The organism is SAR324 cluster bacterium, from assembly GCA_015232315.1.
Classification (GTDB): domain Bacteria; phylum SAR324; class SAR324; order SAR324; family NAC60-12; genus JADFZZ01.
Genome location: JADFZZ010000001.1, coordinates 326,668 through 345,335, shown reverse-complemented (window position 1 = coordinate 345,335; position 18,668 = coordinate 326,668). Strand labels below are relative to the sequence as shown.

Below are 18,668 nucleotides of genomic sequence, written 5' to 3'. Positions count from 1 at the left end.
TGAATTTTTAAGGCAACTGGAGCTTTCCTCAATTTAATGATTTTACTCAAGGATCTGTTCTGTTTTGGTGGAGACTGCACGAAGAAGTTTGGCTGGATGTGAAAGCTTTTTGTGTTGAACTGACAAAAAGTCTCTCACATCGGTTTGAGAGGGCAAGGTCACCGAAAAGAGGATCAGCCCCCTTGAGTTTCAAGCCGTATTAGCTTGGGGAAGCGTATCAGAAACGTCTGAAATACTTCCCATAATGATTCTACCGAAGTGTGTTTGTTGATAAAGCAGGTTCCCACATTTTTCAGTAAAATAAAATGGACTGATTTCTGATCCGCTTTTTTGTCGTGGAGCATGAGTTCCTGGAACTGGTTAAAATCCAACGCAGGCAAGACCATCGGTTCAACAATGGCTTCCAGAGTCTGACTGACCCGTTGAAAATCCTTTGTATCCAAAAAATTCCATTGATGCGACACAAACGCCGCAAACAGCATCCCCACTCCGACCGCTTCGCCATGCAGATATTGGGTATAGCCTGTGTGCGTTTCCAGCAAATGTCCGAGTGTGTGTCCAAAATTGAGGGTTGCGCGTAAGCCTGTTTCCTTTTCATCCTGTTCCACCACACGGGCTTTGACCTGACACGAACGGAAAATAGCCTCTTCAAAAAAATTCATGTCCAGGTTTTCAAAACGATAATTTTGTAGAAAATCAAAGAGTGCGGCATCATGAATGAATCCGTGTTTGATCAACTCAAAATAGCCCGCTTTCAATTCCCGCTCGGGAAGTGTTTTCAGAAAATTGAGATCAATGCAGACATAGATCGGTTGTTTGAAGGCACCAATGGCGTTTTTCCCCAACGGATGATTGACCGCGGTTTTTCCGCCGACACTGCTATCCACATCCGCCAGCAAGGTGGTCGGAACCTGCATGAAGGGGATTCCTCTCATGAAGGTGGCCGCGGCAAAACCTGTCATGTCACCAATCACACCGCCACCGAAGGCGATCAGCAATGTTCTGCGATTGGCATGGTGTTCAAACAGAAAATTATAAATCTGATTGAGTGTGTCGATATTTTTATAAATTTCTCCATCCGGAAGCACACAGGTTTTAACCGTGATACCGGTTTCTCTCAACATTTCAGCCACCAAACCGGGATAGATCCGGTTGATGGTTTCATTGGTCACCACCACCACCATATCTGTTTTTGTTCTGGTCACAGTTTCGGGCAATGTTACTGTTGAAATGCCCTGACCAATATGAATGTTGTATTCATAGCCCGGGATATTGACACGCAATTCTTTCATACACTCCTGTCCAATGGATAATGTGATCTAATTCTGGGTCGCCCTGTTGTATTTTGCACGCTCTCTGGCCATTCGGATCGCATGCTGTTGTTGGGATTCCTGTTGTGCGCTGGCCGCATTCTGGTTTTGCTCCAATATTTTGCCAAAGCGCTGCATTTGTTCTGCGTAGGCGCGTTCCTGTTTACTCCGAATCTGTTCCTCAAGGCGTGTGTGTTTGTCCGATGTTTTCTTATGTTCTTTCATAAACTGCTGATAACCTTGCTCTTGTTTGTTAACATAACCCAAGGTGCTTCCCCCGGACAGTTTGGCAAATTTTTCCTCCCGTCGCTTGCGTGCTTCCTGGGCCAAACGTCTGCGTTCTGCCTCTTTGGCGGTGGCTTTGCGTTCAATTTCCGCCTCTTTCTGATTGGCAACTTCCTGCTTTCTGCGCATCATATCCTGATATTCAAGATAGGAATTGCCATCATTGAAACCCTTTGCCTGGTTCAACCGCATTTTGGCATCATAGGCTTGTTTTTTAATTTGCGTTTCCTGCATCCGCCGCAAATAGATTCGGTCTGTTGGAAACTCCTGGGAAATTGCTGAGGGCAAACATCCCAGCCACGCAATTCCTGAGATCAGGCCGACAATGATGGCTTTATGGACTATTGATAAACCACAGAAGCGTTCATATATCTTCACGGCTCCTCTTCGTGAAAGGTCATTGAAATAGATTCAGAAAGAATTTCCAGAGAAAAAGAAAATCTCTCAATGATGTCTAAAGTTTTAAACAAATGTTCCGATAAAGCAAGTAACGAGGTTCACCTTATCGTATTATGGTTGATGGTCAGAAGGAAATGCATTTTTTTGACCTGATTGAAAGGCATGGTGATATTTGTCACCATGATTGCCTGATGAGCAACTTGTTTTGTAATGGAGTACGCTATGAATCAGACGGAACAACAAATTGAAAACTATCAGGAATTGGTAGGTTTTGAAACCAGCCACTCCTTTGAACGTCATGTAACACTGGCCGTTCTTGAATTGGCTGAATCACTCAAACAAAATTTTCTGGACAATGACACCAAGGTCAATTACGCCACTCATGTGTTTGCTAAAATGCTGGATGAGTTGGCCGATATGCTTGAACGAAGCCAGCTTCTCAACTGATGTGATGCCCCTCCAAATCTGGATGAATGGAAACTGACTTTCAGGAAATACAACGTTTTTTCGCCCGCTATCGCAATGGTCTGCGGTTTCGGAAGATCAGCCGCTATTATGCGGGTTGTCTGCTGGGATTGCTGGTTGCGGCTCTGCTGTTGCCGGATTCTTTTGCCGGTTATACCGCATGGCTGACCTGTCTGCTCAGTTTTCTGCTGTGCCTGGGCTATGGAATGTTGGTCACACGACAGCATTCCAGCCTGAAACAGCTCTATCTCAAACATCCGTCTCTGGCCGAAGCTCTTTACAGTTGCCTTCAATTAAGCACCAACAAAACGCCAGAATCTTCTTCATGGTGGCTCCAGCAACATCTCAAAAAAACGAACACACTGCTCAAACAAACTCCTGAAATTTTTCAGTGCCGCTTTATCAGAATCCTCAGTGGACTCGTCTTGTTACAAACCCTGTTCGCCTTCAGTCTGGTCCCTTCTATCCGGGATTCCTGGAACACACTGACGGGAATCACGCCACACCATCCCTCAGAATATTCCTGTAAAATCCTGTTTGCCAGCTATCTGAGAAAAGACGCGGAATTTTTGACCGAGGTGCCGAAGACACTCTCATTGCCACAGGGAAGTCGTCTGGAAATCAGCTATACAGGTAAGGAGTCACCACCTTCAGGCAATTATTACAAAACAGCTACAGACCAGAACGCCCTTGAATGGAATGATCAAGCGGACAGATGGCTTCTGACATTTTCTCCGCAAACTTCAGGAACCCTGTATCTTTCAGGAACCCGACAACGCCATTCGTTAGAGATCCTGCCTGACCAGCCGCCATCGGTTGAAGTGCAATGGTCGTTGCCCCCATATATCTTTGATGCTTCCAATCTGTCTGTGGTGTTGAAGGTTCAGGATGATCACGGCCTCCAGAGCATCATCCTGCATTACCGCATTGAGGGACTCCGTGAAAACCATCAGGAAATCATTCAGCAGTTTGATGGATTGTTTGATAACTATCATGAAACTTATCCATGGAATCTGTCAGAATCTGCCGTAAAATCCGGAGATGAAATTACAGCATGGATTGAGGTTACCGATTCCGACACCTTGTCTGGACCACACATTGTGGTGTCTGATAACATCAACTTCAAAGTGCTGGATGCTCAGGCGTACCACCAGAATCTGATTAAAAAATTCAATAAACTACTGGAACTTGAAGGTGAGTTGCTTGGAGCGCTGGATATGCGGCATCCTGAAAAATCCAGTGCACAGGAACTCCAGTTGCTGGAAACCCTGGACACCATTGACAAGGACGCCCCTTTTGATCTGTTTCTCTCTCCGGAACTCAGACAATATAGTGCTGAACTCAGAGAAAAACTGAATCACTACCACAATCAGCCAAAACGCTAAAAAAACCGCTGAACGATCCATTGCCTGCTGTTTTGGGCACAACGGATCACTCCTTTTATTCACTGTAATTTTCATGATGACAGATAGCTTGATCTATCCAAACACTTGATCAAGTATGGGACTGAAAGCCATAAGGATTCACAGAATTTTATTATTCAATAGTGATCGTTAGTCGCTGTCGTGTAATTCAAAATTGGTGTCATCTCAGGGATGTTCTGTTTTCCGGTAGAACGGGAAAACGTTCCCGTTCCGTTTGGGATGACACAAAAAACGAATTATGCGACAGCGACGGGTTATGGTGCTAAAATTATGGGAATACTTAATTTTCAACTTCTGCCAGTCCCGGCATACAATTCAAGGAACCTATATGACCGAACAAACCATTATTTACACGCTTACAGATGAAGCTCCTGCACTGGCCACTTATTCATTACTGCCCATTCTACAGGCCTACACTAAAGGTTCAGGCATTTCGCTAGTTACCAGAGACATATCCCTGTCAGGCAGGATCATCGCCAACTTCCCGGAAAAGCTGACTGAGGAGCAAAAAATCGCGGACGATCTGGCTGAATTGGGAGAACTCTGCCTCAAGCCGGAAGCCAACATTATCAAACTCCCCAACATCAGCGCGTCCATTCCCCAATTGAAAGACGCCATCAAGGAATTGCAGGCAAAAGGCTACAACATTCCGGATTATCCTGAAGACCCCAAAACGGATGCTGAGAAAGAATTGAAGGCACGATTTGCCAAAGTATCAGGAAGTGCCGTCAATCCCGTACTGCGGGAAGGAAACTCTGATCGACGTGCTTCCACCTCGATCAAACGGTATGGCCAGAAGAATCCGCACCGTATGATGAAGGCGTGGCCTAAAGATTCGAAAACCCGTGTGGCTCACATGAGTGAGAAAGATTTTTTCGAGATGGAACGGTCAACAACAGTTGAAAAAGCCGGAAACGTCCGCATTGAGTTTGTCAGCAGTGATGGTTCCGTCAAGATCCTCAAGGAAAAAACGGCGTTGATGAAAGGCGAAATCATCGATGCCACTGTCATGAATGTTCGTGCGTTACGCCAGTTCTATGCGGCTCAGATTGCGCAGGCTCAAAAAGAGGGCGTACTCCTGTCTCTGCATTTGAAAGCAACCATGATGAAAGTCTCTGACCCCATTATGTTTGGTCATTGTGTTTCCGTATTTTTTCAGGAGGTTTTTGAAAAACACAGTGCGGTCTTTAAACAACTGGGCGTCAATCCCAACAATGGCCTGGGCGATTTGTACAGTAAAATCCAGACACTGCCTGAAGCTCAATGCAAAGAAATTGAAGCCGACATTCAGGCTGTTTACAAAAAACGTCCGCAACTGGCAATGGTTGATTCCGGCAAAGGTATCACCAACCTGCATGCGCCCAATGATATCATTGTGGACGCGTCCATGCCGGTCGTGGTTCGTGACGGTGGCCAAATGTGGGGTGCTGATGACAAACTGCATGACACGATCGCCATCATTCCAGATCGCTCCTACGCCACCATGTATCAAACCATCATTGAAGATTGTCAAAAACACGGAGCCTTTAATCCTGCCACCATGGGCAGTGTCTCCAACGTAGGCTTGATGGCTCAGAAAGCCGAAGAATACGGTTCCCATGACAAGACCTTCGAAGCCGCGACTGCCGGAACCATCCGTGTGGTTGATGATTCAGGTGTCGTGCTACTGACGCAAACGGTTGAACAGGGAGATATTTTCCGTATGTGTCAAACCCGGGATATTCCAGTGCAGGACTGGGTCAAACTGGCAATCACCCGGGCCAGGGCTACAGGCGCTCCCGCGATTTTCTGGCTTGATGAAAAACGGGCACATGACGCGCAGATCATTGCCAAAGTGAAAAAGTATCTGCCCACTCATGATACAAAGGGACTGGATATTCGCATCATGACTCCGCAGGATGCCCTGCAATTTTCTGTTGAACGCATTCGCAAAGGCGAAGATACCATTTCTGTAACGGGGAACGTTCTGCGTGACTATCTCACCGATCTGTTCCCGATTCTGGAACTCGGAACCAGTGCAAAAATGCTGTCGATTGTGCCATTGCTGGCTGGCGGCGGTCTGTTTGAGACAGGCGCCGGAGGGTCAGCGCCCAAGCATGTTCAGCAGTTTCTCAAAGAAGGGCATTTGCGTTGGGATTCCCTGGGCGAATTCTGCGCCATGGTGCCTTCTTTCGAACAGGTTGACGCTACCTTCAATAATGAGAAGGCCAAAACTTTTGCGAATACCCTGGATCAGGCCATCGGCAAATTTCTGGAAAACGAAAAATCCCCATCTCGCAAGGTCAATGAAATTGATAACCGCGGAAGCCATTTCTATCTGGCGCTCTACTGGGCCCAAACACTGGCACAGCAAACCACGGACAAAGATCTGCAGGCTCGCTTTTCCAAAGTTGCCAACGAGTTGGCCGCCAAGGAAAGTAAAATTGTTGCGGAACTGAATGCCGCACAAGGACGCCCGGTGGATATCGGCGGCTATTTCCGACCCGATGAAGAAAAAACATCAAAAGCCATGCGCCCCAGCCCCACCTTCAATGCCATCATTGATGCCATCTGATTAAAATAACCCCGAAGTCCGTCAGCCTGGCTTCGGGGCCTCTCTTCAATTCTCCGTAATAAAAACGCATTCATTTTTGCAGGAGCTATTATGCCGGTGATTCAATTGGAAGCTCAACTTTCTTCGTCACAATTACTTCAGGCTGTGGCACAAATGCCAGAACCTGAATTAGAGCAGTTTGTCGCTGAAGTCATGGCTCTGCGCGCGAGGCTTCACACTTCGACGTTATCTGAATCTGAATCGAAACTTTTGAATAAAATCAATCTGGGAATCCCTGAATTGATACAGTCTCGCTATGACGAATTGATGGTTAAACGACAAAATGAATCTCTGGCAGGCACGGAGTTACAGGAATTGCTGAACCTGACGGATCAGGTTGAAAAACTGGAAGCCGAACGTGTGGAAGCTTTGGCAGAACTGGCTCAAATACGAGGGGTGCAACTCGCGGAACTTATGAAAAATCTGGGTATTCCACGCCATGTCTAATGAACGTGTACCTGCTGAACTGAGACGGATTGTCATGGATCGAGCCCAAGGGTGTTGCGAATATTGCCATAGTCAGTCAAAGTTTGCCACTCAGTCTTTTTCTGTGGAACACATTATTCCGGTGAACAAAGGAGGAAACTCCGAATTGGGGAATCTTGCGTTAGCCTGTCAGGGATGTAACAACCACAAATACACCAGAACAGAAGGAACAGATCCTGTGGGGCACCAGATTGTGCTACTCTTCCATCCACGTCAACATCAATGGAATGAACATTTTGTCTGGAATCACGATTGTACCTTAATGATAGGGTTGACACCTACTGGACGAACCACCATAGACATTTTGCGATTGAATCGCCCGGGATTGGTGAATTTAAGAAAGATTCTCTATGAAACAGGAGAACACCCGCCTCTTATGCACTGATTTGATTTTAAACGTTTGAACACGTTACCGTAGTTACCATACATGAAATCATGGTTGATCATAGATAAGTTTACGCTAAGGAATCGCTCATCAATAACATTCCCAACTATAAATATTCATTTCCATAGCTGTGCTTTGGCTGGTTGGAGGCAAATGGGGAAGTTATTTCTGTGCGATTCCTAAAGATATTTTCAAAACAGGTTATTAATTATGGAAAATGAAGGTGTATATGAACAATTGGTTACACAACTTCTTAGGCAACGTCTAGAAAAGTTGGGTTCGGATTTTTTTATCGAAAAACAGGTTTTAGATTCAGCAGAGTCTGCTCTTGTCTTGTCACATTTTCTTCAAAAAATTATTTGGTCTGTTCTAGAGTCCATTCCACAAGGAAATGATCGACTTACTCTACAAATTGAACTTTCCAACAGGTTGATTCTCTGGCTTCAAGACCAGAGCCCAAATACAGAATCCTCGCAAAATCTTCTGGATATCCAAGGACATCTTCTAACTGCGCTGTTTTCTAACCATAATCCTGTTGCCGCAGATCTAAAGTCTCACATTTCCAGAATCACTCCTGTAACAGGTCTATCACAAAGCGAATTATTTACTGGAAGCAATGTTGGCATTTCATTGGATTCAGAAATTAAACGTGAAATCCTATCTGCAGATAAAATTTGCTGGATAGTGTCATTTATTAAATGGACAGGTATTCGAATATTCAAGGAGGAATTGGATGAATTTACTCATAGTGGACGTCAACTCCGAATCATTACAACCACATACATGGGAGCAACAGATCTGAAAGCTGTAGAGTTTTTGGCGTCACTTCCAAATACTGAAATCAAATTAAGTTACAATACGGCACAGGAACGCCTCCATGCCAAATCTTATTTATTCTTACGAAATAGTGGTTTTAACACCGCATATATTGGGTCTTCCAATATTTCCAGATCGGCACTGACAAATGGTCTTGAATGGAATCTTAAAATTACGACGCAGGAAATTCCGCATATTATTGATAAATTTCAAAACACCTTTGAAACCTATTGGTTCTCTTCTGATTTTGAGACCTTTGTCACAGGTCATGAGGAATCACGGGAAAAACTTAGGCGGGCTTTACAAACAGAAAACCACGAACCTCAATTTGAAAACGAATTTTATTTTGATATCCAACCTTTGCCCTACCAAAAGGAAATCCTGGAACGTTTGGCCGTGGAACGAGAGATTCATAATCGTTGGAAAAATCTGATTGTTGCCGCAACGGGTACTGGCAAAACAGTGATTTCTGCTTTCGACTTTCAACGTTTTTACAGAAAAAAGCCTCACGCAAGATTGCTGTTTGTAGCTCATCGTGAAGAAATATTAAAACAGGCTTTGTCAATGTTTCGGGGGATTCTTCATCAGTCAAGATTTGGAAATTTGTGGGTAGGGGGAAATAAACCCGAACGTTATGATTCTCTATTTGTTTCAGTTCAAACACTCTATAATCAACTGCCAACATTGGATCTATCAGTAGATTATTATGACTTTATCATTATTGATGAAGTTCATCATATTGCAGCAGAAAGCTATCGGCCGATTCTTTCAAATTTTCATCCCAGAATTCTATTAGGTCTGACCGCTACTCCTGAAAGACACGATGGCATCGATATTCTAGATGATTTTTGTGGACACATAGCAGCAGAACTTCGATTACCAGATGCCATTAATCGGCGATTTTTGTGTCCTTTTCAATATTTCGGAATCGATGATGATGTTGATTTATCAAGGGTAAGTTGGGATCGAGGGCATTATAATCCTTCAGAACTAACAAGAATCTACACATCTAATGATTTTCGATGTCTGCATATATTGCGAAATATGCAGACTATTCTTGGCGATATTCACTCAATCAAAGCCCTTGCTTTTTGTGTGAGCCAGGATCATGCCCAATATATGGCTGAAAAATTTATGCTCAATGGGATGAAAGTTGCTGTATTGACAAGTAAAAACACGCAAGAACGGGTACAACTCCGAAATGATTTGGTTCAGGGAAAAATAAATATTCTATGCGTCGTAGATATTTTTAATGAAGGGGTAGATATTCCTGAAATTGACACGCTTCTATTTCTTCGTCCCACAGAAAGTCTAACCATTTTTTTACAACAATTAGGCAGAGGATTACGTTTAGCAGAAGGAAAGGAATGTCTAACCGTGCTTGATTTTGTGGGAAATGCAAGATCAGAGTATGATTTTCATCAAAAATTTAGAGCTATCATTGGAAAATCACAGGGCTCTATTGTCTCTGAAATTGAACAGAATTTTCCTCACCTCCCACTTGGATGCAGTATTGTTCTTCAAAAAAAAGCACGTGAAGTGATCTTAAATAACATCAAAAATGCCATTGTGAATCAAAAAAAACTTATAGATTGGATTCGTTCTTATCGGGAACATACTCATCTTCCCTTGACGCTCAAAAACTTTTTGAAAATCAATCCATCCGTCACACTGGAAGATATTTATAAAACAAAGATTGAAGTAGGTGGAGGCTGGAGTCGTCTTTGTGTGAAGGCTGGTGTGTTACAAAAGGAACTGAATCCTAAAGTGGAAAAATCAGTATATAAGGGAATTGCTAATCGACTATTACAGAGTACTTCCCGATCATATCTCCGGTTTGTAACCGCTTTGGTTTCAAATAAATTCCAATGGAACACAGAAAATGAGATTGAGAATCAAATGGCTTTGATGTTCCATTATGATTTCTGGCAAGAAAATGGACTCAAACTGGGCTTTTCATCTTTACAAGAGAGCCTGTTTGAATTGGGTAAAGATCCCATTCTGGTTGATGAACTTCATCAAATTGTAAGCTTAATACTAGATTCTCTGGATTTTGCCGAATATCCTATGAATCTTGGATATCCGAACGCTCTTCAAGTACATGCTCGATATAGCCGAGATCAAATCTTGTCATCACTTGGAGAACATCGCTTTGATAAAAAATCAAACAGTCGAGAAGGGGTTTTGGAAATCAAAAATCGTAATCTGGAAATACTTTTTGTAACACTCCAAAAATCTGAAAAAAAGTTTTCCCCGACAACTCTTTACCATGATTACGCCCTTAGCGAGCATCTCTTTCATTGGCAAAGCCAAAATTCAGCTAGACCAGACAGGGGGAAGGGCTTGTCCTATATTCAACAGATGCAGACAGGAAAACGAATTATTCTGTTTGTACGTGAGGCAAGCTACAATGAATATGGGCGGGCAATGGGATTTGTCAATCTTGGACAAGCTTTTCTGGAGTCCTATTCAGGTTCTCAGCCGATGAACATTATATGGCGACTTGAACATACGCTTCCATCTTATCTCTGGCATGATGCTGCAAAGTTGGCAATCGCATAGAGTTCTTTTATTCAGAAACATAAAATATTGAAATCCATTTCAAAAAATAACAAAATTGCAGAAAATTCTTTGAATTGTCTCCGATTGTTAGCATTTTAATTGCATTCCCAAAAAAGTGATCCGCTACTTCTTCATTCTTTTCCAGGAGGCTTATGAAACTAATAATATCCACATTCCTTTTAATGGTCTGCATGTCTGTTGCCGTTCCTTTGTTTGCACGTGATGGCAGTGACGGCTGTGGTATGGGTTGGGACGTGACTGAAGAAAAATCTTTTCTGGGAACGTCTACTCGAGGTACGACCAATGCGACCTTTTCACCGACGTTTTCCATGACCTCAGGAACCTCGGGTTGTGACAAGCATTCCATTGTCAGGCAGGATGCCCGGGGGATTCACTATGCTGAAGCCAATTTTTCCAACCTGAAGATGGAAATACCGCAGGGAAACGGGGAGTTTCTTTTTGGCTTTGCCCAAGTGCTGGGATGTGGTGACGTCACAGAGATGTTTGGAACGGTGATGCAGAAGAATTATGAAAAAATCTATTCTTCTGAGCAGATCACTCCTGTTGAAATGTACCAGAATGTCCTTCAGCAGATCAGGAACAACGATGCGCTTTCTGGCAGTTGCCGGGTGATCTGAGCCTGATGAGAACTGCTTTTATCAGTCTTTGCTGTTTTTTTTTGCACATTCCCTGGAAGCCTCTTCATGGTTCCAGCAATTGAAAACCAAAGGGCTGGATCAGTACTGGCTGAAACTCCTGCATTATGAAAAAAACTGGAAGGGCCATTACTCCAGCAGGGTTGATGGTCCTCTCTTCTTTTTACATCCGGAAGGAAAAAGTGATCCTGAAAAAGAACTGGACGCAACCATTGCCGGATTCCAAAATACCCAGGCTCGGGCCGGTTATTTCAACCAACCCCTTCCATGCGCCTTCCCTGAAAGATTCCGTTTTTTAAAAACAGCCGGGTTGGTGCCGTCTCATGAGGTGGCATGTTCTGATTTCGACGAATGGAAATCAGGCATCGGTGCCCAATCCATCGTGTTGATTTATTCGTCTTCCTATCCCAACAATCCCGCCTCCATTTTCGGACATACGTTTCTTCGCTTCAAATGGAATGGACGCAACGAACTTCTGGATTACTCCGCAAGTTATGCTGCACACACGGAGGGTGAAACCGGAGGAGTGCTTTATGCGTTCAGAGGGTTGCTGGGAGGCTACAAGGGACTTTTCAGCTTTTCGCCGTATTACATGAAGGTCAATGAATATAACAATTCCGAAAGCAGGGACCTTTATGAATATGAATTGAAGCTACAACCCGAAGCGGTTGAGAGGATTATCAACCATCTTTGGGAACTCTATTCCACCACTTATTTTGATTATTATTTTCTGACAGAAAACTGTTCGACCATCATCAACAAGGTGTTGGAACTGGGAGATTCCGACTGGGATTTATCTCAGGTCAATCGCTGGTATTATCTGCCGGCAGATTCTATCAGGCGGGTCACGCAGATTCCCGGTGCGATTGAAGCCATTCGTTACCGACCATCCCTGAAAAAACAATTTTCCACCAAACTTCAAAAACTGGATTCCAGTGACTATGCCGTCTTTCAGGATGTCAACAATGGCACCATGGCACCACAGGAGATCCATGATGTAAAGATCCTGGATGCCTTGATTGCCTATTGGGATTTCAGGAAAAGGGAGGCCGGTGGGAAACTGACAGAAGCCAATACCCATCTGCTGGAAAAAATTCTGCGCAACAGGGCGCAAATACCGCAAAGATCGGTTGTAGAACAAGTGGATTACCAGCAAAATGGTCCTGAGTTTGGACATGATGTCACCAGAGTTTTTCTTGGAACCTCAACCATCCAGGACACTCCGATATTGCGTCTGGGTTTAAAATCCGGACTCCATGATCTTCTGGCGAAGGATGTGGGTTTTGATCCGTTTTCACAGATCGATTTTCTGGAACTGGCAGTGGATTATCATGCTGATTCCGAGGATGTGAAGATTTCACATATTGGACTGGTCAACATCATGTCACTCGAACCCTACACTTCATGGGACCCCAACCTTTCATGGAAACTGGGGGTGAATTACCAGCCTGTTGATAATCTGGAATGCGAGCAATGTTACAAATACGATATGGATCTTGGAATGGGGGGAAGTCTGAATCCGGGAACGTCGAAAGGAATTATTTATTTGATCATGGGCGGATTTGGCGAGTTTTCACATTTTTTTGAAAAATCACAGAGACTCGGGCCGTTTGTGGAATGGGGGATTGTCGGAAATCCTTGGGAAAATTACAAAATTCAATGGAAACAGACGATTCGTCATGATGCCTGGAATAACGATCCGACAGATTTTTACCTGAACTCTTTTCTGGGGCAATCCGTGTCATGGAACAGAAACTGGGAATTGCGTTTACAACACCATTTTATTTCCCGATACCAACGTGAGGTATTCCAGAAATCATTCCAAGAACTTCAACTGGGATATTATTTTTAGCAGGGGCTTGTGTTGTGCGTTTCAGTGAAATAGTTGGAAGTATGGTCAGTTTTTTGCGCAGAGGTCAGCGGTTGAATGGAGTACACATAACATTGAGAAGGCGTTATTAAACAACCTAGCTTACCCTATGTTTTATTTAAATCATTGAAAAATGGACCATAATTTTTTATTGCGATTAGCTTGATCTGATATTACAAGATCTCGGATAGCGTCAGGAAGTCTTTCAAGTTGCCATTGCCATTCATCTTTTCCGACTTTGTCACGTAATTCTTCTGGTGAAGCCGCTTGAACGGCTCTAATTGCATAAGCGGCGGCACCAAGTTCATGATCTGCCATATGTGCGGTTGCCACAGCATGACCTGCTGCACGAGCAGCCTCACGCGCTGGACCAGTAGCTGTTCTTGCGGCATCATGAGCCGCATAAGCTGCTTCGCGTGCTTTAGTCATTGTAATCTCACCACACGCCCAAGCACGAGTTTGTTCGATGGCGAAACGTGGTCTATCATCATCAGGATGCTGAGAAATAAAATACTTTAGAACATGCTCAGCACAATCAGCGGCCCATTTTGCAAGTAAATAGTGGTCACAGTCTTTAAGTGTACCACCACGGCGAATTGTTACGAATCGTGGATCTCTACTCCCTGAATAGGGTTTGATCTGCTTCATAACTACCATTTTTTGCACACAGGGGAATGGAACCGAAAATTACTTCAGAAAGACGTACCCAACGAAGAACATTGGGTACGAGAAAGAGGACTGCAAATTCAGGAAGGAATCCTAACCAAGGAGCTTTTTCATGGCCTCACCCAGTTCCGCGGGGGTTGCGACCACATGAATCCCTGCTTCTTTCAGGGCTTTCATTTTTTCACTGGCAGTGCCCTTACCACCCGCGATGATGGCACCGGCATGCCCCATCCTTCTTCCGGGAGGAGCGGTTTGACCAGCAATGAAACTGACAATCGGCTTGGTCACATGCTTTTTGGCATAGGCCGCGGCCTGTTCTTCGGCATCACCACCAATTTCACCAATCATGACAATCCCTTCTGTTTGAGGATCATTCTGAAACATTTCCAGACAGTCGATGAAATTGGTCCCGTTGACGGGATCTCCGCCGATTCCGATACAGGTGCTTTGTCCAAGTCCCGCACGGGTTAATTGACCAACAGCTTCATAGGTCAGTGTTCCGGAACGTGAGACGACACCGACTTTACCGGCCTGATGGATGTGTCCGGGCATAATGCCGATCTTGCATTGTCCGGGTGTAATGATGCCAGGACAGTTGGGGCCGATCAGACGGGCTTTTCTGGATTTGACATAGCGAACCGCTGGAATCATATCCAGTACCGGAATGCCTTCTGTGATGGCAATGATCAGTGGAATTCCGGCATCCGCGGCTTCCATGATGGCATCCGCAGCAAATGGTGGTGGTACAAAGATCATGGTGGCATTTGCGCCTGTTGCGTCGACGGCTTCCTTCACAGTATTGAAAATGGGGATCCCCTCAAAATCCTGTCCGCCTTTACCTGGTGTGACTCCGCCAACGACATTGGTTCCATAATTTTTGCATCCACGGGCGTGCAATGCGCCTTGTGAGCCGGTGATGCCCTGAACAAGAAGTTTGGTGTTGTTGTTAACTAAAACTGACATAATGTTCCTTTTGTAAAAAATGTAGAGAATCAATTATTTTACGGCAGCCACAGCTTTTTGAGCGGCATCACGCAATCCATCAGCCATTCGAAGTTTCTCGCCCATTCCTGAATTGGCGACCAGATCATGGGCTTCCTTGGCATTGGTTCCTTCCAGACGAACCACGACAGGAATGGTGATTCCAACATTTTTAATTGCCGCGATCACACCTGCCGCCACCATGTCACAGCGTACAATTCCACCAAAAATATTGATCAGAATACAGCGAACATTAGGATCTTTGGTGATGAGTCTGAAGGCTTTCTCAACAGTTTCCTGGGTGGCGCCTCCGCCAACATCCAGAAAGTTGGCAGGGTCTCCACCATAGCTTTTGATAATATCCATGGTGCCCATTGCCAGTCCGGCCCCATTGACCATACAACCGATGTTTCCGTCGAGTTTGATATAATTGAGTCCGGACTCACTGGCTTCAATTTCAAGAGCGTCTTCTTCGTCCAGATCTCTCAAGGCCATTATTTCCTTATGCCGGAACAAAGCATTGTCATCAAAGGTTACTTTTGCATCGAGAGCAATTACCCGGTCATCACCGGTCAACACCAGAGGATTGATTTCTACCAGAGAGCAGTCTTCCTGCACAAAGGCTTTATACAGCGCCATGAACATGTTTGCGGCAGGGCGTACCAGTTTGGGATTGGATTCATGAATTTTCAGACCGTGTGCCAATTCCATGGCCTGAAACGGGCGCATGCCGACATTGGGGTCAATGAATATTTTCAGGATTTTTTCCGGAGTTTTCTCGGCTACTTCCTCAATATCCATTCCACCTTCCGTGGAGGCCAGCATGACAATGGATTGAGAACCCCGATCAACCAGGACAGAACAATACAATTCTTTGCGGATATCCATGCCTTCTTCAACCAGTACCTGTTTGACTTTTTGGCCTTCAGGTCCTGTTTGGTGAGTTACCAGTTGCATTCCAAGAATTTTTTTTGCGTTTTCTTCAACGGCCGCCAGTCCCTTGGAAACCTTGACGCCTCCGCCTTTTCCACGTCCGCCGGCATGGATCTGAGCTTTAACCACGAATACCGGTGCCCCCTTCGATTGATTGAGTAACTCGCTGGATGAGGCTTTGACCATGTTTGGGGGGGATTCCAATTCCCTGGCGACAGCGATGGCTTCATCCACAGTGCGGGCTGATTGACCGCGTGGAACAGTCACGCCATATTTTGCTAAAATCTGTTTTGCCTGAAACTCATGAATTTTCATAATAACTCCTGAAAAGATATAAAACTGGAGATGCTTTTTGAATCAATTGAGATGAGAATACATCCGGAATGATTCCGGATGTAGAGGAGGAGCAGGTTGTCGCTCCTTGTGTTCAAGAACGGAGGATCATGGAAGCATGTCTTTCACGTCAGCTCGTTCCTGTTCCAGCTCTTGACGGGTTGCATTGATTTTTTGCTGTGCAAACTCATTATGCTCAAGCCCTTGAACAATTTTATAATTGAACCCATCACTTTTGAGTGGGAAGCTGAAAATCAATCCTTCTGGGATGCCGTAACTGCCATCGCTGGGAACTCCAGCACTGAACCAGTCACCCGCAGGTGTAGGAGTCAGAAGACGTGTTACTGTATCCAGACAGGCGTTAGCCGCGGAAGCCGCGGAAGAAGCGCCTCGAGCCTTGATGATTGCGGCGCCTCGTTGTTGAACGGTCGAAAGAAATTCCCCCTGTAGCCATGCGGTATCTGTAATCACATTGGTAACAGGTTGACCGTCAATTTTAGCTTTATAGAAATCAGGATATTGGGTGGCACTATGATTTCCCCAGATTGCCATGTTTGAAATCTGGCGTGAGAGGACACCCGCTTTATTAGCCAATTGAGATTTAGCACGATTTTCATCCAGAGCGGTCATGGCAAACCAGCGATCTTTTCCAAAACGTGGAGCGTGATTCATGGCGATCAGACAGTTGGTGTTGCAGGGATTTCCCACTACAACGATACGGGCATCATCACTGGCGTTTTCATTGATGGCTTTGCCCTGACCAGTGAAAATCCCCCCATTGATTTTCAGCAAATCACCACGTTCCATACCAGCTTTGCGGGGAACACTTCCGATCAGAAGAACCCAGTTTGCATCGCGGAAACCCACGTTGATGTCTGAAGTCAAAGTAACTTTTTGCAATAACGGAAACGCGCAATCATCCAGTTCCATTTTTACACCTTCCAGAGCAGGCAGAGCCTGTTCCAGTTCGATCAACTGCAATTCAACAGCAGTGTCAGGTCCGAAGATCGCGCCTGATGCCAAGCGAAATAAAATAGCATATCCAATTTGACCAGCGGCTCCTGTCACCGCAACTTTAACTTTTTTCATAGAACTTCTCCTGCCTCAGGTTACTAAAAGGAATGATTCCCACGATTTTTGCCAAAGATGTTTCCTGATAAGTAAATGTTGAATCATTTACAAAACCAGTACTTCATATCAAAGGTCAGCAAAACATTGCAAGTTCTCCTTTTCGTTTCAGTGATTCAGAAATAATTTTTTGAATCACTGATCCATGGAAAGACTTCTTGCCATTTTTTTCTGTTCCGTGTTAATCGTTACGCCCTGTCGGGTCGGCGCTGCTAAACTGTTGAACAAACATCCAAGCAAGTTCCATTTCCATCCATTTCTCAATCCATGTGTGTTGCGGAAAAAATTGTCATTCTGTACATCCAGATATCCAGCCTGTTTAAGTCATGACTTCAGTGAATCCATCGCCCTTTGATACTCAGGAAATACAAGAACTCCATCAACAATTGATGGAGTTTCCTGAAAAATTTAAAACCGAACTCCGGCAAGTGATTGTTGGACAGGAAGACATTCTGGATTTGCTGGTGCTGGCCTTGTTCTGCAATGGTCATGTGCTACTGACCGGAGTTCCCGGACTGGCAAAAACCCTGCTGATCCGGGCAATTTCCAGTGTGTTTCATCTCAATTTCAACCGCATTCAATGCACCCCCGATCTGATGCCGTCGGATGTGATCGGCAATGAAATTCTGGAAGAACATCCCGGAACAGGAGAACGTTTTTTTCGTCTGGTGCATGGTCCGGTATTTACCAATTTGCTACTAGTGGATGAAATCAACCGAACTTCACCCAGAACGCAATCCGCCTTGCTTCAGGCCATGCAGGAACGTCAGGTCAGCATTGCCGGAAAAACTTATGAACTGGCCCCACCCTTCATGGTGTTTGCCACGCAAAACCCGATTGATTCCGAAGGCACTTACCCCTTGCCGGAAGCACAACTGGACCGGTTTTTATTCAACATTGAAATGACTTACCCCTCGCTGGAAGATGAAATTCTGATCGCGGCCAGACCCGTGTCGCCCAAAACAGTTGAACTATCCCCCATTTTTGATGCGGAAACACTGCTGAAATTTCAGGAAATTATTCATCAGATTCCGGTTCCGCCGTATATTGTCCGCTGGATCGTAGAACTGGTCAAGGCCACTCGCCCACAGGAATCAACTGATGAAATCATCCAGAAATATGTCGCCTGGGGCGCTGGTGTGCGCGCTTCACAAAACATTGTGATGGCCTCAAAAGCCCGTGCGTTGCTGGACGGGCAAACCGTGGTGAATGGAACCCATGTGCGCGGGGTTCTACATGCGGTCCTCCGGCACCGGATCATTCCGGGTTTCATGGGAGAAGCCGCTCAATGGACAGCAGACCGGATTGTTGATCACCTGTTGAGCAAGCATCCCGCACCGTTTTAATCATTGTTTTTCCCTCAATCAACATGGAGT

The 18,668-nt window shown here is 44.9% G+C and carries 15 protein-coding genes; 9 read left to right on the top strand and 6 right to left on the bottom strand.

Features of this window, described 5'->3' with window-relative positions; genetic code table 11:
- Window positions 1–173: 173 nt before the first annotated feature.
- Both aroB and HQM11_01390 read right to left on the bottom strand, forming a co-directional pair.
- The gene (gene aroB / locus HQM11_01395) at window positions 174–1,292 is read right to left on the bottom strand and encodes a 3-dehydroquinate synthase (protein ID MBF0349653.1); all 1,119 of its coding nucleotides are present in this window, start codon (window positions 1,290–1,292) and stop codon (window positions 174–176) included.
- Window positions 1,293–1,319: 27 nt separating this feature from the next.
- On the bottom strand, window positions 1,320–1,973 hold the full coding sequence (locus HQM11_01390) for a hypothetical protein (protein ID MBF0349652.1): 654 nt from the start codon (window positions 1,971–1,973) through the stop codon (window positions 1,320–1,322).
- A 243-nt stretch (window positions 1,974–2,216) separates the two neighbouring features.
- On the opposite strand from HQM11_01390, the gene HQM11_01385 reads away from it, so the two are divergent.
- The 8 genes from HQM11_01385 to HQM11_01350 all read left to right on the top strand — a co-directional run bounded on the left by HQM11_01385 (window position 2,217) and on the right by HQM11_01350 (window position 13,233).
- Window positions 2,217–2,441, top strand: coding sequence for a hypothetical protein (locus HQM11_01385; GenBank protein MBF0349651.1), 225 nt, complete (start codon window positions 2,217–2,219; stop codon window positions 2,439–2,441).
- Window positions 2,442–2,467: 26 nt separating this feature from the next.
- Window positions 2,468–3,844 carry a DUF4175 family protein gene (locus HQM11_01380; protein ID MBF0349650.1) on the top strand — a complete coding sequence of 459 codons (1,377 nt, stop codon included), beginning with the start codon at window positions 2,468–2,470 and terminating at the stop codon, window positions 3,842–3,844.
- 367 nt (window positions 3,845–4,211) lie between these two features.
- On the top strand, window positions 4,212–6,437 hold the full coding sequence (locus HQM11_01375; protein MBF0349649.1) for an NADP-dependent isocitrate dehydrogenase: 2,226 nt from the start codon (window positions 4,212–4,214) through the stop codon (window positions 6,435–6,437).
- 90 nt (window positions 6,438–6,527) lie between these two features.
- Entirely contained in the window at window positions 6,528–6,923 is a 396-nt protein-coding gene (locus HQM11_01370; protein ID MBF0349648.1) for an STAS/SEC14 domain-containing protein, read from the top strand.
- Window positions 6,916–7,347 (top strand): HNH endonuclease, encoded by a 432-nt coding sequence (locus HQM11_01365; GenBank protein MBF0349647.1) that lies wholly within the window; start codon window positions 6,916–6,918, stop codon window positions 7,345–7,347. Before HQM11_01370 ends, HQM11_01365 begins: the two co-directional genes overlap by 8 nt.
- 210 nt (window positions 7,348–7,557) lie before the next feature.
- Entirely contained in the window at window positions 7,558–10,725 is a 3,168-nt protein-coding gene (locus HQM11_01360; GenBank protein MBF0349646.1) for a DUF3427 domain-containing protein, read from the top strand.
- 152 nt (window positions 10,726–10,877) lie between these two features.
- A complete protein-coding gene (locus HQM11_01355) occupies window positions 10,878–11,363 on the top strand; it encodes a DUF3015 family protein (protein ID MBF0349645.1) in 486 nt (161 codons plus the stop codon).
- A 28-nt stretch (window positions 11,364–11,391) separates the two neighbouring features.
- Window positions 11,392–13,233 carry a DUF4105 domain-containing protein gene (locus tag HQM11_01350; protein MBF0349644.1) on the top strand — a complete coding sequence of 614 codons (1,842 nt, stop codon included), beginning with the start codon at window positions 11,392–11,394 and terminating at the stop codon, window positions 13,231–13,233.
- 141 nt (window positions 13,234–13,374) lie between these two features.
- Here the strand turns inward: HQM11_01350 and HQM11_01345 are convergent, their stop codons facing one another.
- The 4 genes from HQM11_01345 to HQM11_01330 form a co-directional block, all read right to left on the bottom strand.
- Window positions 13,375–13,899: a hypothetical protein gene (locus HQM11_01345; protein MBF0349643.1), complete on the bottom strand. Its 525-nt coding sequence runs from the start codon at window positions 13,897–13,899 to the stop codon at window positions 13,375–13,377.
- A gap of 111 nt (window positions 13,900–14,010) precedes the next feature.
- A complete protein-coding gene (gene sucD, locus HQM11_01340; GenBank protein MBF0349642.1) occupies window positions 14,011–14,880 on the bottom strand; it encodes a succinate--CoA ligase subunit alpha in 870 nt (289 codons plus the stop codon).
- A 33-nt stretch (window positions 14,881–14,913) separates the two neighbouring features.
- Window positions 14,914–16,146: an ADP-forming succinate--CoA ligase subunit beta gene (sucC, locus tag HQM11_01335; protein ID MBF0349641.1), complete on the bottom strand. Its 1,233-nt coding sequence runs from the start codon at window positions 16,144–16,146 to the stop codon at window positions 14,914–14,916.
- A 126-nt stretch (window positions 16,147–16,272) separates the two neighbouring features.
- Window positions 16,273–17,253, bottom strand: coding sequence for a malate dehydrogenase (locus HQM11_01330; protein MBF0349640.1), 981 nt, complete (start codon window positions 17,251–17,253; stop codon window positions 16,273–16,275).
- A gap of 365 nt (window positions 17,254–17,618) precedes the next feature.
- On the opposite strand from HQM11_01330, the gene HQM11_01325 reads away from it, so the two are divergent.
- A complete protein-coding gene (locus HQM11_01325; GenBank protein MBF0349639.1) occupies window positions 17,619–18,638 on the top strand; it encodes a MoxR family ATPase in 1,020 nt (339 codons plus the stop codon).
- Window positions 18,639–18,668 lie beyond the last annotated feature (30 nt).